The sequence below is a fragment of the Pseudomonas sp. RIT288 genome (genome assembly GCF_000631985.1).
Lineage (GTDB): Bacteria > Pseudomonadota > Gammaproteobacteria > Pseudomonadales > Pseudomonadaceae > Aquipseudomonas.
Map to the genome: position 1 here is coordinate 36,662 of NZ_JFYN01000017.1, position 21,757 is coordinate 58,418.

Sequence of the window (21,757 nt, forward strand, 5' to 3'; positions counted from 1 at the left end):
TCTGACTATCACTCGCATTGATGAAGTGGCATTACGCCATTTTATGATTGCAAGGATGTTGCGTGTCGTATTCGCTTCGCGTTGTTTTTCGTCGTCGTTCCACGCTTTGCCCGCTGTTGTCGGCCTTTGTGTTGAGTGTGTGTGCCTCCTCGATTCAAGCGGCTGACCCTGTTGCGCCGGGCCAGGAAGTGCTGCGCCAGCAGCAACAGCAACAACGCGATCTGCAACAACTGCAGCTTGAGCAACGCAAGCGCCAACTGGAGCGCGGTGCGTTCGGTCCTGCGCCCGCCACACCAGCGCTCCCGCAGACAGTCGCCCCCGATGAACGCTGCTGGCCGCTAAGTGGCACGCGCATCGGCGGTGTCACGCTGATCGACAGCGACAAACTCAACGCCCGGATCAAACCGCTGCTGGCGCCGTGCATGGGCGTTGGTCAGATCAACCATTTGCTGGCGACCATCACCGCGATCTACGTCGAGCAGGGCTACATCGCCAGTCGCCCGTACCTGTTGAGCGCGCCAGCGGCGGGGCAGTCGCTGGACATCATGATTGACGAGGGCTATATCGAGTCCATCGAGCTGGCCGACCAGAGCTTGCCCGTTTCGCTGGGTGACGCGTTCCCGCACATGCTCGGCCAGCCGCTGAACCTGCGCGATCTGGAGCAGGGCCTGGATCAACTGAACCGCTTGCGCTCGATAGATCTTACCGCCGACATCGCCCCCGGCAGCCAGCCTGGCGCGTCGCGAATCATCCTGCGTTCGCGCACGGCCGGGCAGTCGCGCTGGGCGTTGGGCCTGGGCATGGACAACCTCGGCAGCGCCAGCACCGGGCGTGATCGCGATACCGTCAGTCTGAGCTTCGACAGCCCGTTGCAACTCAACGATCTGTTGAGCCTCAGTGCCAGCGATACGTTGAATCAGGGTGACCGCTACAGTCGCAACGCCAGCCTGTATTACGCGATTCCCTACGGCTACTGGACCTACAGCGCATTCGCCAGCCATGCCGAATATCGCGCGCCGTTCAAACTGCCCAGCGCGACCTTGTACAGCACCGGCATCACCGATCAACTGAGCCTGCGCGCCGACCGCGTATTGTGGCGCGACCAGAGCCGCCAGCTCAGCGCCAATCTGCAATTGGCGCACAAAGACGTCGACAGCTATCTGGAGAATGTCCGCCTGGGCATTCAAAGCCCGACCCTGACCGTGGCCGAAGCCGGACTCAATCTGTTCTGGCTCGACCGTGCGGTGTGGAACCTCGACTTCACCTATTCGCAAGGTCTGCGCTGGCTGGGTGCCGATGACGACGCCAATCACGCGGTCAGCAATCTGCCCAAAGCGCAGTTTCACAAGTACCGCGCCGGCCTCAGCCAATGGCGCAACGGCCAGTTCGGCGCGCAAACGTGGCAGTGGCAGAGCCAGCTCAATCTGCAATACAGCCCCGATGCGTTGCCGGCCATCGAACAGTTGCTCGGCACCGACGATTCAGCGGTGCGCGGTTATCGGATCAGCAGCGCCTCCGGTGCCAGCGGCGCGATCTGGCGCAACACCTTGCGTCTGCCGCTGCGCAGCGATTGGCCGCTGCAGATTACCCCGCGCGTGGGCCTGGACAACGGCTGGCTCAAGGCCGACCACGGCGCCCAGGGTCAACGCCTGAGCGGTGCCAGCGTCGGGCTGAATCTGGGCTGGAAGCATCTGCAAGTGGACGTCGATTACCAACGCGCCCTCAACACCCCCAACGGTTTGCAGCACGAGCCAGAGACCTGGCTGATGCGCGTGGGGTTGCAGATATGAGCACCACCGAGACTCATCAAGCAGTGAACAAACAGCCGTCGGATCTGAGCGCGACAGCCACGGCCAAGACTAAATCGCGCGCCGTGATGCCGTACTTACATGGAGACGTTTTTATGCCAGCACACACCTTTGCATTCCATCTTTCTCCTCGGGGCAAATTGCGCTGGGCGATCGCCAGCCTGTTCTTCGCCGTGCACCTGCCCAGCGCCATCGCCGGCGGTGTGGTGGTGGCTCCCGGCCCCGGCGGCACCGCGCAATTGCAGACCCAGGGCGGCGTACCCATCGTCAACATCGTCGCGCCCAACGGTGCGGGCCTGTCGCACAACCAGTTCCTCGACTACAACGTCGACCGTCAGGGCCTGGTCCTGAACAACGCCTTGCAGGCCGGACAATCGCAGCTCGCCGGACAACTGGCGGCCAACCCGCAACTGCAGGGTCAGGCGGCGAGCGTGATCCTCAACGAGGTGATCAGCCGCAACCCTTCGGCCATCAACGGCGCCCAGGAAATTTTCGGCCGCGCGGCCGATTATGTGTTGGCCAACCCCAACGGCATCTCGGTGAACGGCGGCAGTTTCATCAACACGCCGAACGCCAGTCTGCTGGTCGGTCGTCCGGAATTGAACGACGGCAAACTGCAAGCCCTGAGCACCCGCGACGCCAGCGGTCAGCTGCAGATCCAGAGTGGCGGCCTGCGTAACGCCGAGGGTTCGGTCAACCTGATCGCCCCGCGTATCGACAGCCAGGGCCGCATCGATGCCCGCGATCAACTGAACCTCACGGTCGGACGCAATCAGGTCGATTACGCCAGCGGTCAGGTGAAAGCCGTGGACCCGGCGGGCAACACTAAAGATCAACGCATCGACGCCAGCCTGTTCGGCGCGATGCAGGCCGGGCGCATCAACATCGTCAGCACCGCTGAAGGCGCCGGCGTGCGTGTGGGGGCGGTGCCAGTGGCCGGGCGTGACGGCGTGCAGATCCGTTCGGCTGGCGACCTCAGCGTCAGCGGTGAAGCCATCCCCAACAGCCTCGAAGTGACCCGTGCCGGCATTCGCAGCAGTCAGGGCGATGTCGGCCTGCACAGCGGCAACGACCTGACGCTGGCCGCCACCGATGTCAGTGGTCGCGATGTCAGCGTCAATGCCAAGCGCAACCTGACCCTGAGCACCGTCGAAAGCCGCAAGCTCCAGGAGCAGCGCGAAAACTGGAGCAACAGCACCATCGGCATCACCTGGGAAACCTACGACCGCACCCAGACCGACAGTGAAACTCGCCAGCACGGCAGCCAGATCGTCGCCCGCCGTGACGCCAGATTGTCCTCCGGCAAAGACACCGAACTCAAAGCGGCCAAGGTTGAAGCAGCGAAAAATCTCGATGTGCAGAGTGGCGGCGATCTGCGCCTGACCGCGGCCACCGAAAGCCACACCCAGACCGATCAGGGCAACCATCGCAAGCATCTGTGGAAGGCTGACTGGAACAACAGCAGCGAAGAACAGCGCAGCCTCGGCAGCCAGTTGAAGGGCGGCAATATCGCTCTGCAGACCGCTGCCTTGTTGCGCGCCGAAGGTGCCGAACTGAACAGCTCCGGTGATGTGAAACTGGCGGGCAAGCAAGTTGACGTCACCACGGCCACCCGCACCCGTCGCAGCAACAACAACAGTTACTCCGGCGACCTGGTTGGCGGCGGATTCTTCGGCAAGACCGGTGACGCCGACAAGGGCCAGACCCGGCATCAGGGCAGTAAAATCAATGCGGCCGGCAAACTGATCGTCAAGGCTGACGATGTGCGCATCAGCGGCAGCCAGGTCCGTGGCGGCACCGAGGCCAGCGTGATCAGCGATCAGGGTTCGCTGGTGATCGACGGTGTGCAGGACACTTCGCACAGCAACAACCACGACAAGGACAGCAAGTTCTTCGGCATCACCAAGGACGAGTCGCGGCAGAATTCCAGGGACAGCACCACGGTGCGCAGCGAACTGGTTTCCGACAGCAACCTCAAGCTCAAAAGCGCCAAGGACATCGAAGTGGCCGGCTCCACGGTCAAGGCCGGCGGTGCGCTGACGGCGGACGCTGCCGGTGATGTGAACGTGCATTCCACGCAGAACACTCACGACAGCAGCTCGACCACCGAAACCCGTGGCTTCGACGCCTACGCCAAAGAGCAAACACCGGAGCAATACCGCGCCGGGGTGCACTACGAAGACAAGCAGCAGACCGTCACCCGCAACGACGTCAACCAGCAAGGCTCGAGCCTCAGCGGCGCCAGCGTGCAGGTGAAGGCGGGCGGCGATCTGACGATCAAGGGCGGTGAAGTCAAATCCACGGCTGGCGACACCACGCTGAGCGGCAAGAACGTGTCGTTGCTGGCCGAACAGGACAGCCACAAAACCTCATCCGACACCTCCAGCACCGGCGGCGGTTTCTACTACACCGGCGGCCTCGACCGTGCCGGCAGTGGCGTTGATTCTGCCCATAGCACCACGCAAGACACCAGCAGCAAAACCACCGCGCAAACCACCAGCGTGCAGAGCAGCGGCGGCTTGACCATCAACGCCGACAAGCTGGTTACCGAAGGTGCGCAGGTCAAGGCTGGCAACGGTCTGCACGTCGCGGCCAACGAGATCGACAACCGCGCGGCGAGCAACACCGAAAGCAGCAGCCACAATCAGAGCAACTGGTCGGCGGACATCGGCGCCAACGTCGAGTACAAGGACATCACCCGCCCGATTGCCGGTGCGGTCAAGGATGTGCTCAACGGCAAGGTGCCGGACAAGGAAGCCCTGAGCAATCTCGGCCAGCCGAACGTTGGCCTCGACGTGGCGATCGGTCACGGCAGCGCCGACAAGACCGAGCAGAACAGCAACGCCGTGGTCAGCCGTTTCGACGGTGGCAGTGTCGAGGTAAAAACCGCCGGCACCCTGCACGACCAGGGCACTCAGTACAGCGCCAGCAACGGCAAGGTCAACATCAGCGCCGACAAACTGGTTGCCGATGCCGCGAGCAACACTCACAGCAGCACCGATAACTCAGTGGACGCCAAGGTCGACGTGCGCGTTTACACCAAGACCGGCGAAGACGTGAACGTCGCCGGCAGCGGCGCCGGTGGCAACAGCTACAGCAGCAAGGACAGCAGCACCGCAGTGGTCGGCGGTTATACCGGCAGCCAAGGCGTGAACATCAATGTTGGCGCTGACGCGCAGTTCGCCGGCAGCCGTTTCGACGGCGGGCAGGGCGGTGTGAGCATCAAGACCAGCGGCGATCTGGCGCTGAATCAGGCCAACGACCGCCAGAGCAGCAGCGACTCCAGCCTGCGCGGCAACGGCTCGCTGACGGTCGGCACCTTGCCGGGCACCGACGGCACCAACGTCGACCTCGGCGCCGGGTTCCAGCTCGATCACACCGGCAAGCAGACCACTGACACTCAGGCCCATGTCGCGAGCATCAGCGGCAACGGTCCGGTGCAACTCAACAGCGGCGGCAATCAGGTTCAGCAAGGCACGAAGATCGACAGCGCTGGCGGGATTGATCTGCACGCTGACGGCAAGCTTGATCTGCAAGCGGCCACCGATACGCACACCGCAACCGGCAGCAATCTCGGCGGCGGTTTAAAGGGCGGCGGCAGCAAATCCAGCAGCGAGAAAAGTCGCGATCAGGGCGGCAATCTGAGCGGCAACTTCAACATCGGCCGAATCAACGAAAGCTCGCAAACCCTGACCGGTGGCCAGCTCAACAGCCAGATCAACGTCGCATTGAGCGGTGACGCGGTGCACCTGCAAGGCACGCAAGTCGGCGCCCCGAGCGTCAACATCGATGCGCAGAAGGGTGGTTTCGTTCAGGCGTCGGCGCAGTCCACCGAGCGTCGCAACAACTGGAACGTTGCACTGAATGCCGGCGGCAACCTGAGCAGCAAGACCCCGACCGCAGCCGATGAAAAGGCCAGCAGCGACCACGGCTTCAACGCCGGGGCCAAGGTCGGCGTCGATTACCTGCAAGGCACAACCCAGCAGAACAGCCAGATCAAGGCTGACAGCGTGGTGCTCAACAGCGCGGGGGATGAGCAGCTGTCGGGCGCGCGGATCGACGCGAAAACGGTCAGCGGCAAGGTCGCCGGTGATCTGACCGTCGAAAGCCGTCAGGACTCGAAGACGCAGGCCAAGGTCGATGTTGATCTGGGCCTGACGGCGAAGAAAAATCCACCGAGCGACAAGGAAAAACTCGCCGGCACCGACTACAAACCGACGCTGAAAGCGCAAGGCGAATACGCGCACAAGGACAGCGTGGCGCAGGCGTCCGGCATCAGTGGCAATCAGGGTGTGAAGTTGAACGTGGGTGGTGGCACGCAGCTGACCGGCGCACGGATCTCGGCGACTGACGGCAAGGTGGATCTGGGCGGTTCGAAAGTCGGTAGCCGCGATCTGGTCAGTCGTGAATACGGAGTGAAAGCCGGGCTGGACCTGCCGCAGAAAACCGAGGAGAACGCACCGAAGGTGTCGTTCGAAAACGGCAATCTGAACGTCGGTCCGGTGACCCTGAGCGGCAATCTGGACAGCCAGACCCTGCAAGCGGGGCTCGACGAAAAAGGCTAAACATCACCGCTATAAAAACTGTGGGAGTGAGCCTGCTCGCGATAGCGTCAGTTCAGTCAGCGAAACTGTTGACTGAACCAGCGCCTTCGCGAGCAGGCTCGCTCCCACATTGTTTTTTATTTCGATGAAACCTTGAGGTCAGCTCGAAGCCTTACCCTGCAAGCGGGGCTCGACGAAAAAGGCTAAACATCACCGCTATAAAAACTGTGGGAGTGAGCCTGCTCGCGATAGCGTCAGTTCAGTCAGCGAAACTGTTGACTGAACCAGCGCCTTCGCGAGCGGGCTCGCTCCCACATTGTTTTTTATTTCGATGAAACCTTGAGGTCAGCTCGAAGCCTTCGCCTTACCTGCATTCATCAGCACGACCACCGCCAGCAGCGCGGACAGGATCGAGCCCAATAACACCCCAACCTTTACCGAGTCGACCAGATGCGCTGCGCCCGGGAACGCCAGCGCGCCGATGAACAGGCTCATGGTGAAGCCGATCCCGCAGAGCAGGGCGACGCCGTACAGTTGCAGCCAGCTCGCGCCTTGCGGCAGTTGTGCCAGACCACTGCGAATCGCCAGGGCGCCGAGGCCGAGGATGCCGATCTGCTTGCCGAACAATAGCCCCAGCGCCACGCCCAGCGGCACCGGCTCGAGCAGGTTGCTCGGAGAAATGCCGGTCAGCGAAACCCCGGCGTTGGCAAAGCCGAAAATCGGTACCACGGCAAACGCCACCCACGGGTGCATTTTTTCTTCGAGGTACAGCAGCGGCGAATTGTGCTCGTCTTCCGGGTTACCCAGCGGAATGCACAGGGCCAGAATCACCCCGGCGAGGGTCGCGTGGATCCCCGATTGCAGCATGAAGAACCACAGGAAGGCGCCGGCGATCAGGTACGGCCAAAGCTTTCTGACGCCGCAGCGGTTGAGGATCACCAGCAGTGCAATCACCGCCAACGAGGCCAGCAGCATGCTCACCGACAGGCCGCTGGTGTAGAAAATCGCGATGATCACCACTGCGCCCAGATCATCGAGGATGGCCAGCGCGGAGAGGAAGATTTTCAGCGACACGGGCACCCGTTTGCCCAGCAGCGACAGCACGCCCAAGGCGAAAGCAATGTCGGTGGCCGCGGGGATCGCCCAGCCGCTCAGGGTCTGTGGATTGCCCCAGTTGATCGCGACATAGATCAGGGCCGGGACCAGCATCCCGCCCAGCGCGGCGAAGCCCGGCAGCGCACGCTGCCCCCAGGTCGACAACTGGCCGGCGAGCATTTCGCGCTTGATCTCCAGGCCCACCAGCATGAAGAAGATCGCCATCAGGCCATCGTTCACCCAGTGCTCGATCGACAAGCCGGCGATTTTAATGTGCAGGGTCGAGAAATACGTGGCCGCCCAAGGCGAGTTGGCGACCAACAGTGCGGCGAGGGCCGCGGCCATCAGGATCAGACCGCCGGCGGATTCGGCGGCGAAGAATCGGGTAAGAAAGGCCAGGGCAGACGGCGATTCCTGGCGGGCAGGGGCAGCATGCAGGCGTGACGGATCGTGGCTCATAGGCACGGCAACTCCGCGCGGCGGCCCGACCTGCGCTGAATTAAACCTGCCCTGCCGCGTTGTTGCGGTGGCACCCGGGCGGCATTTTACACAATAGGTGGTGGCTTAGGGGGAACGCGGGCGCAGTTTCGACGATGTGTGTCATTGCCCGGCAATTTCTCGATAAGCAGCAAGTGACTCTTAGATCTGTGCTTAGCTGTGCGTCGTCCGTTTCAGCCTCTGACCCTCTATAAAAATGAAAACAGTCTTCATCGCTTTCCTCGGTTTTTTATCCGTCACTCAAGCAGCAACCTCCGTTGCGGAAAATGCCAACGGCAAGCGTCTCTATACCCAGCGCTGTGCCGTGTGCCACGGCGCGGATATCAAGGCAACCGGGCCTTTGGCCAACAAAAGCAATCCGCCGACACCCGACCTGACAACCTCCGCTTTCAAGCAGCGCCTGAAAGATTATCCGGGCGTTATCGTGTCCTCTATCATTCTTCGCCCGAATGGCAATCTGATTCCCAAAACCTTGCAGGACAACGGCGTGAAAATCGCGCCGCACGCCTGGAGCGTTGAGGATTTTCGCGATCTGCATCAATACATGAGTGAGGTGATTGCGAAATCACGCTGATCCCGGGATCAGCGGCGGGCTCGGTGCCCAAGGAATGAATTGCCGAGCTTAATAGGAAGCATTACTATTCACGCCCCATTCCACCGCACGCTGTCATGAACCCCATGCTGCCCCGCAGACCCGGCTTTTTCGAGCATTACGAAGAGTTGATCGGCACCTGGACCCGGCGTCTGCGCAATCGCGCGCAGGCCGAGGATCTGGCGCACGACACCTTTGTGCGGGTGCTCGAATCCGATTCGGCAACGGTGCAGCAGCCACGGGCGTATCTGCACCAGACCGCACGCAATATTGCGGTCGACGGTTATCGGCGTGAGGACCGGCGGGAAGCCATGGAGTCGCAGGCGATCGATCACAGTGTGTCGTCCACCGGCGACCCGGAGCATTACATGCAGGCGATCCAGCTGGCCGACTCCATCGAACGGGCGTTGCAGGAGTTGCCGCTCAACTGCCGCAGGATTTTCGTCTGGCAGAAGATCGAAGGGCTGACCCAGGCGGAAATCGCCGAACGCCTGGGGCTGTCGAGGAACATGGTCGAAAAGTATATGATCCGCACCCTGCGCCACTTGCGCGATCGCCTCGACGGCATGCAGTCATGAGCGGCCGCCGCTTTTCATCCCCAGCCCGACAGGACATTCCATGATGGATACCCGTGATTGCGCGTGCGGGCAAACAATGGTGCGCGATGAAGCGGCACGCTGGTTTGTGCGTTTGCAGGAACCGCTGATCAGCGCCGACGAACAGCAGCGCTTCGACGTATGGCTGAATCAGCATCCGCAACACCGTGACGAATTCCAGTTGCTGCAAGGCTTGTGGACGGCGGCCGATCTGCTGCCGGCGCCACGTCTCAAGGCCCTCGTCGAAACCCCGCCGGCCCGTCGCGAACGTCGCCCACTGCTGCGCTATGCCGTGGCGGCCAGTGTGCTGGCGGTGGCGCTCGGCCTGGGTTTGTTCAGCGGTCTGAATCACCCCGACGGCTATAGTGCCGAGTTCGCGACGGCGCTGGGTGAGCGCAAGCATGTGGCGCTGCCGGACGGATCGGTGATCGACCTCAACAGTCGCAGCCGTCTGCAGGTGCGTTATAAGAAAGATCGGCGGCTGATCGAATTGAGCGAAGGCGAGGCACTGTTCAGCGTTCAGCACGATACTGCACGCCCGTTCGTGGTCGAGGCCGGCAGTGGCAAGGTCACGGTCACCGGTACCCGTTTCGACGTGCGTCGCGATGTCACGCAAACCCGGATCGCGGTGGAGCAGGGCACGGTCAAGGTCCAGGGGCGCAATGCGCCGGACGACCAATTCATCAACCTGACTGCGGGCCTCGGCACCCATGTCGATGCCGAAGGCAAAGTCGCCGCCGCCTATGCGGTCAACCCTGTCGAACTGACGGCCTGGCGCAGCGGCAAACTGGTGTTCAACAATGCCAGCCTCGGCGAAGTGGCGGCGGAGGTTTCGCGTTATCGCGACAAACCGCTGAAGGTCAGCAACACGACCGTCGCAAATCTGCGTCTGACCAGCGTGTTCAAATCGGACAACACCGACGCCTTGCTCAAGGCTCTGCCGAGCATTCTGCCGGTGGCTGTTCGCACCCTGGCCGATGGCAGTCAGGAAATAATTTCAAAATAACATTCAGGTTTTTTTCGAGTTCATCGTCTTCCTGTTCAACTGCAACTGGTTTGCATTAACAGACGCACACTCTTGCGATCCACAGGACTACGTTCGACGTGAAAAACACCTCAGCCAATAACAAAAAATCCCCCTGGTTGCCGCTGGCCCTGGCGTTGGCGGTCAACGCCGCCGTGCCGCTGGCCTTCGCCGCTGAAGCCATTCACATCCGCGCCCAGCCGCTGGGCCAGGCCCTGAGCGAACTGGGCCAGCAAACTTCGCTGCAAGTGTTTTTCAGCCCGGATCTGGTCGCCGGCAAACAGGCACCGGCGGTTGACGGCAACCTGTCCCCCGAGCAGGCGTTGCGCCAATTGCTTCAGGGCAGCGGCCTCGACTATCAGATCAACGAAGGCTCGGTGACCCTGGCGCCGTCCGCAACTGCCGCCAGCAATGGCCCGCTGGAACTGGGCGTGACCGACATCAAAGTGGTCGGCGACTGGCTCGGCGACGCCGACGCTGCGGTGGTGCAGAACCACCCGGGCGCACGCACGGTGATCCGCCGCGAAGCCATGGTCGAGCAGGGCGCGATGAACGTCAGTGACGTGCTCAAGCGTGTTCCCGGTGTGCAGGTGCAGGACTCCAACGGCACCGGCGGCAGCGACATTGCGCTGAACGTCGGCGTGCGTGGTCTGACTTCGCGCCTGTCACCACGCTCCACGGTGCTGATCGATGGCGTGCCGGCGGCGTTCGCACCGTACGGTCAGCCGCAGCTGTCGATGGCGCCGATCTCCTTGGGCAACCTCGACAGCATCGACGTGGTACGCGGCGCCGGCTCCGTGCGTTACGGGCCACAGAACGTCGGCGGGGTGATCAACTTCGTCACCCGCGCCATCCCGGAAAAAACCACCGGGGAAATCGGCACCACGCTGGAAACCACCCGTTACGGCGGTTGGAAGCACATCGACACGGCGTTTCTCGGCGGCACCGCTGACAACGGCATGGGCGTGGCGCTGCTGTACTCCGGGGTCAACGGCAACGGTTATCGTGAGCGCAACAACGGCAACGACATCGACGACGTGCTGCTCAAGACCCATTGGGCGCCGACCGATCAGGACGATTTCAGCCTCAACTTCCATTACTACGACGCCAGCGCCGACATGCCCGGCGGCCTGACGCAGAAGCAGTACGACGACAAACCGTATGATTCGGTGCGCGACTACGACAACTTCAGCGGTCGGCGCAAAGACGTGTCGTTCAAGTGGATCCGCCAGATCGACGAGTGCACTCAGGCAGAAATCCTCACCTACTACACCGACAGCTTTCGCGGCAGCACCATCGCTGCCCGCGACCAGAAAACTCTCAGCTCGTACCCGCGTTCCTACTACACCCTCGGTGTCGAGCCGCGTGTGTCGCGGGTCTTCGACGTCGGCCCGACCACTCAGGAAGTCAGCGTCGGTTATCGCTACCTGAAAGAGGCGATGCACGAGCAGTCGAGCCGTCTGGCGCTGGTCAACAATCAACCGGTGGTCACCCCGACCTCCGACGGCCATGTGTTCCAGGACCGCACCGGTGGTACCGAGGCCAACTCGGTGTATGTCGACAACAAGATCGACGTCGGCAACTGGACCATCACTCCGGGCATTCGCTTCGAACACATCAGCACCGACTGGCATGACCGCGCCGTGCTCGACACCGCAGGCAAACGCGTGCCAGAGAAAAACCGCAGCATCGAAAGCAACGAACCGCTGCCGGCGCTGAGCGTGATGTATCACCTGTCGGACGCGTGGAAACTGTTCGCCAACTACGAAACCTCGTTTGGCAGCCTGCAGTATTTCCAGCTCGGCCAGGGCGGCTCGGGGGATCAGACCGCCAACGGCCTGGAGCCGGAAAAGGCCAAGACCTACGAGATCGGTACGCGCTACAACGATGACGTGTGGGGTGGGGAAGTGACGCTGTTCTACATCGACTTCGATGACGAGCTGCAATACATCAGCAACGATGTCGGCTGGACCAACCTCGGCGCGACCAAGCACCAAGGCATCGAAGCGTCGGTGCATTACGACATGGCGGCGCTCGATCCGCGTCTCGACGGTCTGACCGCCAACGCCGGTTTCACCTACACCCGCGCCACGTACGAAGGCGAGATTCCGGGCTTCAAGGGCCGTGACCTGCCGTTCTATTCGCGTCAGGTAGCAACCGTGGGCTTGCGCTACGACGTCAACCGCTGGACCTACAACATCGACGGTTTCGCCCAATCGAAACAGCGCTCGCCGGGCACCGGGGTCAACGCCGATGGCAGCTTCAACGGCAATTACATCACCGAAGGCACGGCCGACGGGCAGTACGGCGACATCCCGGGTTACGTGACCTGGAACGTGCGCGGCGGTTATGACTTCGGGCCGCAGGTGTCGAACCTGAAGCTTGGCGCCGGGGTAAAAAACGTCTTCGACAAGCAGTACTTCACCCGTTCCAGCGACAACAATTCGGGGATGTATGTAGGTACGCCGCGGACGTTCTTTGTGCAAGCCAGCGTCGGTTTTTAAAGCTTAAGAGCAAAAGATCGCAGCCTGCGGCAGCTCCTACAGGAAACGCATTCCCATGTAGGAGCTGCCGCAGGCTGCGATCTTTTGCTTCAGACTTTCAACACCTTGCCGCCAATGGCTACCGCCACTAACAACACCGCCATCAACCCGAAAGCAAAACTCAAACTGCTGGCATGGGCGACAAAGCCGATCACCGCCGGCCCCGCCAGAATTCCCGCGTACCCCAGCGTGGTAATCGCCGGCACCGCGATGCTTTCCGGCATCACGGTCTGCTTGCCCACCGCCGTGTACAGCACCGGCACGATGTTCGAACAGCCAGCGCCGACCAGCGCATAACCCAGCAGCGCCGCTTCCCAGCTCGGGGCGAAGGTCGCCAGAAACAGACCTGCCGCCGCCAACAGCCCGCCGAACAAAATGATCCGCGTGGCCCCGACACTGCGCACGATCCGGTCACCCAGCAAGCGTCCCGCCGTCATGGTCAGGGCAAATGCGGCGTAACCCAAACCCGCATACGCCGTGTCGATTCCGCGTTCCTGCGCGAGGAACACCGCGCTCCAGTCCAGCGCCGCGCCTTCGGTGAGGAACACGATGAAGCACATCCCGCCGATGAACAGCACGATGCCGTGGGGAATGGCGAACGCCGGCCCGGAGCTTTCACTGCCATACGGCAGCATGTGCGGCACCGCTTTGAACAGCGCACCGATCAACACCGCCACCACCACCAGCATCGCCGCCAGTGGCGTCAACCCGAGACCGAGCAGGGCGCTGACGCCGGCCGCGCCGACAATCCCGCCGAGGCTGAACAGGCCATGAAACCCCGACATCATGTGCTTGCCGCTGGCCCGTTCGACGATCAACGCCTGCAGGTTGACGGTCGAATCCAGCGTGCCCAATCCGGCGCCGAACATGAACAGCGTGGCGATCAACGCCGGTATCGACGACACCGTCGCCAGCAACGGCAGCGCCGCACAAATCAGCAGGGTGCCGCCGGTCGCCACTTTGCGGCAGCCAAACCGTGTGGCGAGAATCCCTGCCAGTGGCATCGTCAGAATCGAGCCGACTCCCAGGCACAGCAGCAACAGGCCCAACGTGCCTTCGTCGAGTCCGGCGCGGGCTTTGGCGTACGGCACCAGCGGCGCCCACGCGGCAATGCCCAGGCCGGCGATGAAAAAAGCGATGCGCGTCGACATCTGTTGCAGGTGTCCGGGGACGAAAGTGTCTTGGGGGTTGAGGCTGGTCATATCAATCCTTGGCAAAAAACGTCGCGTCCCCGAATGACAGTGATAGCGCGTCGAGGTTCGATCGCAGCTCTCAGGGCAGGTGCAGCCGACATCCTAACCTGTGGCAGTGGCTTGCTCGCGATGGTGCTGGTTCAGGCGATGAATATGGCGACTGACAAACCGTCATCGCGAGCAGGCTCACTCCCACAGGGTTCTTCGCTGAACCGGGTATTTGTGAGCGCCGGTCATCCAATGTAGGAGTGAGCCTGCTCGCGAAGGCGGTGTATCAGCTAACCAATATGGCGGCTGATGCACTGCTATCGCGAGCAGGCTCACTCCTACAGGGTTCTTCACGGAACCGGGCATTTGTGAGCGCCGGTCATCCAATGTAGGAGTGAGCCTGCTCGCGAAGGCGGTGTATCAGCTAACCAATATGGCGGCTGATGCACTGCTATCGCGAGCAGGCTCACTCCTACAGGGTTCTTCACGGAACCGGGCATTTGTGAGCGCCGGTCATCCAATGTAGGAGTGAGCCTGCTCGCGAAGGCGGTGTATCAGCTAACCAATATGGCGGCTGATGCACTGCTATCGCGAGCAGGCTCACTCCTACAGGGGATCGCGGTTTACAGTGACTGCTTCGACAAGGAGGACTGGGCCGGTGATGACGCAATTTTACGATGCGCGGGGCAATATTTACGGGGTGGTTTCGCCGCAGAGGCTTCGTGAGGCGGGGATCGATCTGCCGAGCGGTGCCGCAGAGTGTGCTGCGTCGAGACCGGCATGGAGTCGCGCAGCCATTGCGCTGTGCTGCGACTGGCCAGAGGGCCAGCGCCCGGCGGGGAGCAAATCGCATCGCAGCGACGGGCTGCTGATCGGCCCGTTCCAGGCAGTGCCGCCGTTCGACGTGCTGATCGTCAATACCGACGGCACCTTGGCCGAGCGCAGCGGCAATGGCCTGACGATTTTTTCCCAGTCGTTGCTGGAGCAAGGGCTGATGCCGGCGCAAGGCGCGTTGCTGAAGGTACATCACGACAAGGGCGATGCTGTGCAAACCTCGGTGAAACCGGCGGAAGTCGAAGGTGTGAACGGCTTCTGGCTGGACCTTGGTCAACCGGGCTTCGGGCCTTCGGCGGTGGGTGCGCAGCAGGTTGAAAAGCGCGCGTTCAATGGCAAGGAAGTCAGCCACGTAGGGCAACTGGCCGAGCTCAGCCCGGCGTGGCAGCACAGTCAATTCGTGCGCATCGGCAATCCGCATTGCGTAACGTTGTTGACCGACATCGCCGGGTTGCCGAGTAACTCACAAATGCGCGAATCGCCTTGGGCCGAAGGCCTGACCCGAATCGCCTACGCGATGCCGGCGGGCGTCGGACTGCCATGCCCGGCTGGCATCAATCTGCAATGGGCCGCGCTTGAGTCAGCGCAGCGCATCGTTGCCCGGGTATTCGAGCGTGGCGAAGGGCCGACGGCGTCTTCCGGCACCAGCGCCAGTGCGGTGGCCTGTGCGGCATGGGCGGTGGGTTGGGTGGCGAGTGGGGAGGTGCACGTCGTCATGCCGGGCGGGACGGCGCCGGTGTTGCTCGAAGAAGCGCAGGGCGAATTGGTGCGGGTCAGGTTGTTTGGTACGGCTCGATTGATCGGCTGAACCGGCAATCGCCTTCGCTGGCAGGCCTCCCGCAGGGAAATGCATATCCATGCAGGATCGCACGTTCTGTAGGAGCTGCCGCAGGTTCGGGCCGCGATCGAACCTGCGGCAGCTCCTACAGGGAATAGAGGTCAGCCCAGAGGGTTGCTGAACTCCACCACTGGCATCTGCCGCTGCATCAGCACCTTGCCGCCGCGAATCGAATACAGCGGCAGGCCCTGGCTGCGGATCACTTCGTAATCGCTGTCTGCCGATAGAATCAGCAGGTTCGCCGGGCGCCCCTGTTCCAGACCATAACGCTCACCCAGGTGCATGGCCTTGGCGCTGTTGTCAGTGACCAGATCCAGCGCGTTCTGCAGGTTGCGGTAACCGAGCATGTGGCAGATGTGCAACCCGGCTTCCAGCACGCGCAGGATGTTGCCGTTGCCCAGCGGATACCAAGGATCGACGATCGAGTCCTGGCCAAAGCACACGTTCATCCCGGCTTCGAGCAATTCATTCACGCGGGTCACGCCACGGCGTTTCGGGAAGTTGTCGAAGCGTCCCTGCAGGTGAATGCTTTCGGTCGGGCACGAGACGAAACTGATCCCGGAATGCCCGAGCAGGCGGAACAGTTTGGCGCAGTAGGCGTTGTCGTAAGAGCCCATCGCCGTGGTGTGGCTGGCGGTGACCCGCGCGCCCATGTCGCGGCTGCGTGCCTCTTCGGCGAGCACTTCGAGAAAGCGCGAGTGCGGGTCGTCGGTCTCGTCGCAATGCACATCAACCAGGCACCCGGTGCGTTCGGCCAGGTCCATCAGAAACTTCACTGAACTGACGCCCTGATCGCGGGTGTACTCGAAATGCGGAATACCGCCGACCACGTCGGCGCCCATGCGAATCGCTTCCTCCATCAGCTCGCGACCGTTGCGGAACGACTCGATGCCTTCCTGCGGGAACGCGACGATTTGCAGGTCGATCAGATGCCGGGATTCTTCGCGCACTTCGAGCATCGCCTTGAGCGCGGTGAGTTGCGGGTCGGTGACGTCGACGTGGGTGCGCACGTGCTGGATGCCGTGGGCGGCCAGGGCCTGAATGGTTTTCTTGGCGCGAGTCTTGGTGTCTTCTTCGGTGATGGTGACCTTGCGCTCGCCCCAGCACTCGATGCCCTCGAACAGCGTGCCGCTCATGTTCCAGCGCGGCTCGCCAGCGGTCAGCGTGGCGTCGAGGTGGATGTGCGGCTCGACGAAGGGCGGCACCACCAGGTTGCCACCGGCGTCGAGGTCGCCGGGGTTGAGGGTCGGGGCTTCGGTCTGGCGACCGATGCTGCTGATCAGGCCGTCTTCCAGGTGCAATTCGTGCAAACCTTCCTGGTTGCGCAGTCGGGCGTTGATGATGTGCATCAGGCGAATCCTTCTTATAGGTCTGGTAGTGGCGCACTGGCGCGACGGGCGCCGAGCAGGCCGGTGACGATGACATACGTTAGCGCGGCGGCGGCAATCCCTACCAGCGGCGCGACCCACGGCGAGTGGAACGCGGCGAGCGTGCCGACCGCGTAAGCCCCCAGCCCCGGCCAGTTGAACGCCGGCAGCCGTGCGTCGGCCAGTCGCGGATAGCGCCCGCGCCAGCGGAAGAAAAAGTCGGCCATGATCACCCCGCCAATCGGCGGAATCACCGTGCCCAGCAGAATCAGGTACGGCACCAGCATGTCGTACATGCCCAGCAGGGCGAGCAGGGTACCGATCACCGCACCGGCCAGGGTCACGGTTTTGCGTCGGCCGGTGCGCAGCAGGTTGCAGCCGGCAACGGCAAAGTTGTAGATGGTGTTGTCCTGAGTGCTCCAGATATTCAGCAACAGCATGGCCATCGCGGCCATGGCGAAACCTTGCAGCAGCAACACTTCAACCACGTCGGGTTGCTGATAGACGATCGCGCCGTAAGCACCGATCAGCACCATCAGGCCATTGCCGATGAAAAATCCGATCAGGCTGGCCAACACGGCAACCCGTGCCGAGCGTGAGAAGCGGGTCCAGTTGGTCGCCTGGGTCGCGCCGCTGACGAAGGTGCCGAACACCAGCGTGATCGCAGTCGACCAGTCCAGCGACCCCGTTGGCACCACGCTGAGCAAACCTTCGAGGCCGCCGACTTTCACCGTCGCGACCCACATCGACAGCATCAGCAGCAACATCATCGCCGGCACCGCGATGTACGACAGAATCTCCAGACCGCGATACCCGACATACGCCGTGGCGCAGAACACCAGGCCGAACAGCACCATCAAACCGAGCACTGTGCCTTGCTCCAGATCGAAGTATTTGCCGAGCACCACGGCGGCGGTCGCGGTGCCCCAGGCGTACCAGCCGATCTGGGTGAAACCGAGGATCAGGTCGCTGAGCTTGCTGCCGACTTCACCAAAACAGAAGCGCCCCATCAGCACCGAATTAAGCCCGCTTTTGAAGGCGATATAACCGAGGCCTGCCGCATACAGACCGAGCAGCAGGTTACCGACGATGATCACCGCCATCATCTCGCCAAAACTGAAGGCCACACCGAGCTTGCCGCCGGCAAACATGGTTGCGGTGAAGAAGGTGAAACCGAGCAGCACCATGGCGGTCGAGGCCAGGCCTTTGCGTGCATGCATCGGGACTTCGCTGAGGGGGTAGTCGTTGCCGGGGTCGTTCTGCGTCATGGGGCGTTCCTTGCTGAAGAGGGGGGACGCGGGGTGGGTTGCAGCGGTCGTGCCAAATGCTGATTGGCGCGGGTTATGTATAGACGAGGCACGCCGTCAGGCGCGAAAACAGTGCATCTGAAAGCACCAAAGCCCAATGTAGGAGCTGCCGAAGGCCCGAGCCTGCGGCATCTCCTGCTGGGGGATTGGTGTGGGTCAGAGGAAGCGCAGCAGGGCGGCGACGATGGCTTCCGGGGCATCTTCCTGAACGAGGTGGCCGGCGTTGGCGATTGGATGAAATTGCGCGCCGGGAATCATCTTGTGCAGCGCCCGGCCACGCTCGTTGGGAATCCACTGATCGGCTTCGCCCCAGAGAATCTGCACCGGACAGCGGATGTTCGGGTACAGCGGTTCGGCCTCGCGGGTGTAGCGCTCGTCCATCTGCGCGATCTGCCGATAGAACGCCGCTTGCCCCGGATCGCCGAGCCACGGTTGCACGTAGGGCGCCAGTTCTGCGTCGGGGATGTCGCGGTGAATCGCCCCGCGAATGTAAGTCGGGACGATCGCGCGCTGAATGTAATCCGGCAGGCCGCGGAACGCCGCTTCATGCTGGCGCACATGCTGCACGAACGGTGATCCCCACGGCGTCAGCGCCACCGGATCGATCAGTGTCAGGCTGCGGTAGTCCTTGCCATCGAGCAAGTGCGCGCGCAGCGCGGTGGCACCGCCGAAGTCGTGGGCGACCACGTCCGGGCGCTGGATGTTCCAGTGATCGAGCAACTGCGCGAGAAGTTGATTCTGCACGCCGAGGGAAACATCGGCATCCGGTTGTGCGGAGCGCCCGTAACCCAGCAGGTCAAAATAATGCACCCGGTGACTGGCGAAAAAATGCGGCGCGATGCGGTGCCACACGTAAGACGAGAACGGCGTGCCGTGCACGAACACCAGTGGCGGGCCGTCACCGCGCACGGCGTGGTGCACCGGATGCCCGTTGAAATCGAAGACCTGATCCAGCAGCCAGTCCGTCATCGGCCTGTCCTCTTGGCGGGTTTGAGCCAAAAAGCATAGGCATAAAAAAACAGCCGTGAAGGCTGTTAACGCAGATCACCTGTAGGAGCTGCCGCAGGCTGCGATCTTTTGATCTTTAAAAACAAGATCAAAAGATCGCAGCCTGCGGCAGCTCCTACAAGGGGATTTGTGTTGGATCATTCACCGCGATAGATGCAACCGCTGGTGCAGGTCTCGTGAATGCGGATCGCGCTGAGCTCCGGCAACAACGGCTTCATTTCATTCCAGATGAATTTGGCCAGGACTTCGCTGGTCGGGTTTTCCAGGCCAGGAATGTCGTTCAGGTAGTTGTGATCCAGACGCTCGTACAGCGGCTTGAAAATCGCCTTGATCTCGGAGAAGTCGCGGATCCAGCCAGTGTGCGGATCGAGGTCGCCGCTCAGGTGAATCGCCACCTTGAACGAGTGACCGTGCAGGCGTCCGCACTTGTGGCCGTCCGGTACGTGCGGCAGGCGGTGGGCGGATTCGAAAGTAAATTCCTTGAAGATTTCCACAGTATTTTCGGCTCTGTTCAGGTGGCGTTCGCCGCAGCGATTCGGGCAGGCGGCGAGTTTACCAGCTTGTGTTTGGCGATGCGGGAAAACACTGACTAAAGGGTCAGCAAGCGCTCGGCGAGGCGACCGTTGGCGGCCAGTTCGAGAAACTCGTCGCCCAGTCGGCGGCTCTCGTCCATCGCCGCGTGCCAGTACTTTTGGCGGCTCGGCGCATCACCCATGAAGCGCTTGAAGTCGTTACGGTCGGGCAGTTTGCCGTAGGGCAGGCGCGCCAGATATTCCTTCGATGGCGCCAGCAACAGCACGTCCTGCAAGCGCTCGACCGAGGCGCGGCGCCACGGCAGGGTCTTGTCGAACCAGCCCGGAATTACCCTGTCGGTAAAGTGTGGATAGAGCACAATTCCGTCGCCGCTGTAGGGCAGGTCGAGGTGATAGTCGAGCAGCCCGCCGTCGCGGAAGGTGCCGGCACCGGCACCCGGCAGGTCACGCACGCCTTCCATGACCATCGGGATCGAGCCCGAGGCCAGCAGCGCCTGACGCAGGTTGCCGGTATTGAGGGCAACGAAGCGCGACGGGAAGTCATTCAACTCATCCACCGGCGGCGCGAGGCGCGGATCGTGAATGATCAGGCGTTCGAAGTGCCGCGACAGCCGTGCGCGCCCGCGCAGGTTATCGGCGATCACCGAGCCCAGCGCCAGACCGAGGCGGCCACGATGGTCGTCGGCCAGCCGTCCGTGGCTTTTCACTACCATGATGTTCAAACGATAGTCAGCGTTGTTGAGGATGCTGGCGTCGCGGCCGTCGAGCAGGTCATTGAGCATGCGCTGCGAGCTCTGGCTGATCGCGGCCATGGTCACGCCTTTGTTGAAGTTCTGCTCAGCGTACAACTGACCGAGGCGGCGAATGCCTTCGGCGGCGTCCGGCAGGCAGGCGCTGGCGAAGCGCCAGGAACCGACCGATGCACCGATCAGCGAGCGTTCGCGCGGCGCGCTTGGCAGCCATTCGCCGAACAACGCCAGGTCCAGCCCTTGAATCCCCAATGCCTTCGGCCCGCCGGCTGCACCGGGCAGGGTGCCGACGTCAGCGGCGTTCAGGCCTTGTGCACGAATGCGCGCCATGGCCCGTGGGCCGGCCTTGAGGGTGAGGGCGGGAAACTTGATGTGGATGGCAGTCATACCGGTCTCGATCGTTAGCAAGCGAACAATTATAAGCACATGTTACCGATCTCTGTAGGAGCTGCCGCAGGCTCGGGCCGCGATCGGACGATCTTTTGATTTTTTAAAGGCAAGATCAAAAGATCGCAGCCTTCGGCAGCTCCTACAGGGGCAATGATGGCAATTCAGTTTCAGTTAAGTTCGCACCGCTAAGGTGCACACCGTAGCTGCACATAAAAATACGGAGATACCCATGAAAACCCTGACTGCCCTGTCCATTGCCTCGATCATCGGCCTGACCGCCAGCCTTGCCCACGCCCGCGATCTTGGCCCCGATGAAGCCCTGCGCCTGCGCGACGCTGGTACTATCGTGTCCTTCGAGAAGCTCAACGCCACGGCGCTGGCCAGACACCCGGGCTCGACCATCACCGAAACCGAGCTGGAAGAGGAGTACGGCAAGTACGTCTACCAGGTCGAAATGCGTGATCCGCAAGGGCTGGAGTGGGATCTGGAATTAGACGCGGTCACTGGGCAGGTTCTCAAGGATCATCAGGATACGTAATGAAGGTTAATGTTCGCGCCACCAGCCGCACGGCGTTGGCGCTTGTGATTGTTTGCTCGGCGGCGATGGCCCGCGATCTCGATCAGGACGAGGCGTTGAAGCTGCGTCAGCAGGGGGTGATCCTGCCGCTGGAGCAGGTGCTGCAACAGGCGCTGGATCGCTATCCGGGGGCCAAACTGCTGGAGGTCGAGCTGGAAGAAAAGCACGACGTCTATGTTTATGAAGTCGAGCTGTTGACGGTCGAAGGCGTGGCGCGCGAGCTGCACCTCAAGGCCGATACCGGCCAATTACTCAAAGACAAGGAAGATTGAC

General features: G+C 62.1%; 16 protein-coding genes. 9 read left to right on the plus strand and 7 right to left on the minus strand.

What is annotated here, in order from left to right:
- Positions 1-62 precede the first annotated feature (62 nt).
- Positions 63-1,790 (plus strand): ShlB/FhaC/HecB family hemolysin secretion/activation protein, encoded by a 1,728-nt coding sequence (locus tag BW33_RS16500; RefSeq protein ID WP_047600052.1) that lies wholly within the window; start codon positions 63-65, stop codon positions 1,788-1,790.
- A 113-nt stretch (positions 1,791-1,903) separates the two neighbouring features.
- A complete protein-coding gene (locus tag BW33_RS16505; RefSeq protein ID WP_047600053.1) occupies positions 1,904-6,373 on the plus strand; it encodes a hemagglutinin repeat-containing protein in 4,470 nt (1,489 codons plus the stop codon).
- Between the two features lie 324 nt (positions 6,374-6,697).
- Here the strand turns inward: BW33_RS16505 and nhaA are convergent, their stop codons facing one another.
- Positions 6,698-7,906, minus strand: coding sequence for a Na+/H+ antiporter NhaA (gene nhaA / locus BW33_RS16510; protein WP_047600054.1), 1,209 nt, complete (start codon positions 7,904-7,906; stop codon positions 6,698-6,700).
- Between the two features lie 235 nt (positions 7,907-8,141).
- Here nhaA and BW33_RS16515 point away from each other — a divergent pair, with 235 nt between their 5' ends.
- The 4 genes from BW33_RS16515 to BW33_RS16530 all read left to right on the plus strand — a co-directional run bounded on the left by BW33_RS16515 (position 8,142) and on the right by BW33_RS16530 (position 12,661).
- A complete protein-coding gene (locus BW33_RS16515; RefSeq protein ID WP_047600055.1) occupies positions 8,142-8,519 on the plus strand; it encodes a c-type cytochrome in 378 nt (125 codons plus the stop codon).
- Between the two features lie 95 nt (positions 8,520-8,614).
- Positions 8,615-9,115, plus strand: coding sequence for a sigma-70 family RNA polymerase sigma factor (locus BW33_RS16520; RefSeq protein WP_047600056.1), 501 nt, complete (start codon positions 8,615-8,617; stop codon positions 9,113-9,115).
- 40 nt (positions 9,116-9,155) lie between these two features.
- Positions 9,156-10,139: a FecR family protein gene (locus tag BW33_RS16525; RefSeq protein ID WP_047600057.1), complete on the plus strand. Its 984-nt coding sequence runs from the start codon at positions 9,156-9,158 to the stop codon at positions 10,137-10,139.
- A gap of 98 nt (positions 10,140-10,237) precedes the next feature.
- Positions 10,238-12,661, plus strand: a complete 2,424-nt coding sequence (locus BW33_RS16530) for a TonB-dependent siderophore receptor (protein ID WP_047600058.1) — start codon at positions 10,238-10,240, stop codon at positions 12,659-12,661.
- Positions 12,662-12,750: 89 nt separating this feature from the next.
- On the opposite strand, the gene BW33_RS16535 is transcribed toward BW33_RS16530, so the two are convergent.
- Entirely contained in the window at positions 12,751-13,902 is a 1,152-nt protein-coding gene (locus BW33_RS16535; protein WP_047600059.1) for an MFS transporter, read from the minus strand.
- A gap of 640 nt (positions 13,903-14,542) precedes the next feature.
- On the opposite strand from BW33_RS16535, the gene BW33_RS16540 reads away from it, so the two are divergent.
- Entirely contained in the window at positions 14,543-15,523 is a 981-nt protein-coding gene (locus BW33_RS16540; protein WP_047600060.1) for a DeoR family transcriptional regulator, read from the plus strand.
- Positions 15,524-15,654: 131 nt separating this feature from the next.
- Here the strand turns inward: BW33_RS16540 and codA are convergent, their stop codons facing one another.
- The 5 genes from codA to BW33_RS16565 form a co-directional block, all read right to left on the minus strand.
- Positions 15,655-16,902, minus strand: coding sequence for a cytosine deaminase (gene codA / locus BW33_RS16545; RefSeq protein WP_047600061.1), 1,248 nt, complete (start codon positions 16,900-16,902; stop codon positions 15,655-15,657).
- 14 nt (positions 16,903-16,916) lie between these two features.
- Positions 16,917-18,188, minus strand: coding sequence for a cytosine permease (codB, locus tag BW33_RS16550; protein WP_047600062.1), 1,272 nt, complete (start codon positions 18,186-18,188; stop codon positions 16,917-16,919).
- Between the two features lie 195 nt (positions 18,189-18,383).
- Positions 18,384-19,196, minus strand: coding sequence for an alpha/beta fold hydrolase (locus tag BW33_RS16555; RefSeq protein WP_047600063.1), 813 nt, complete (start codon positions 19,194-19,196; stop codon positions 18,384-18,386).
- A 176-nt stretch (positions 19,197-19,372) separates the two neighbouring features.
- The gene (queD, locus tag BW33_RS16560) at positions 19,373-19,729 is read right to left on the minus strand and encodes a 6-carboxytetrahydropterin synthase QueD (RefSeq protein WP_003223505.1); all 357 of its coding nucleotides are present in this window, start codon (positions 19,727-19,729) and stop codon (positions 19,373-19,375) included.
- 95 nt (positions 19,730-19,824) lie between these two features.
- On the minus strand, positions 19,825-20,904 hold the full coding sequence (locus BW33_RS16565; RefSeq protein WP_047600064.1) for a patatin-like phospholipase family protein: 1,080 nt from the start codon (positions 20,902-20,904) through the stop codon (positions 19,825-19,827).
- Positions 20,905-21,136: 232 nt separating this feature from the next.
- Between BW33_RS16565 and BW33_RS16570 the strand changes: the two genes are divergently transcribed.
- Positions 21,137-21,445, plus strand: a complete 309-nt coding sequence (locus BW33_RS16570) for a PepSY domain-containing protein (protein WP_027614000.1) — start codon at positions 21,137-21,139, stop codon at positions 21,443-21,445.
- Entirely contained in the window at positions 21,445-21,756 is a 312-nt protein-coding gene (locus BW33_RS16575) for a PepSY domain-containing protein (protein ID WP_027613999.1), read from the plus strand. Before BW33_RS16570 ends, BW33_RS16575 begins: the two co-directional genes overlap by 1 nt.
- Position 21,757 lies beyond the last annotated feature (1 nt).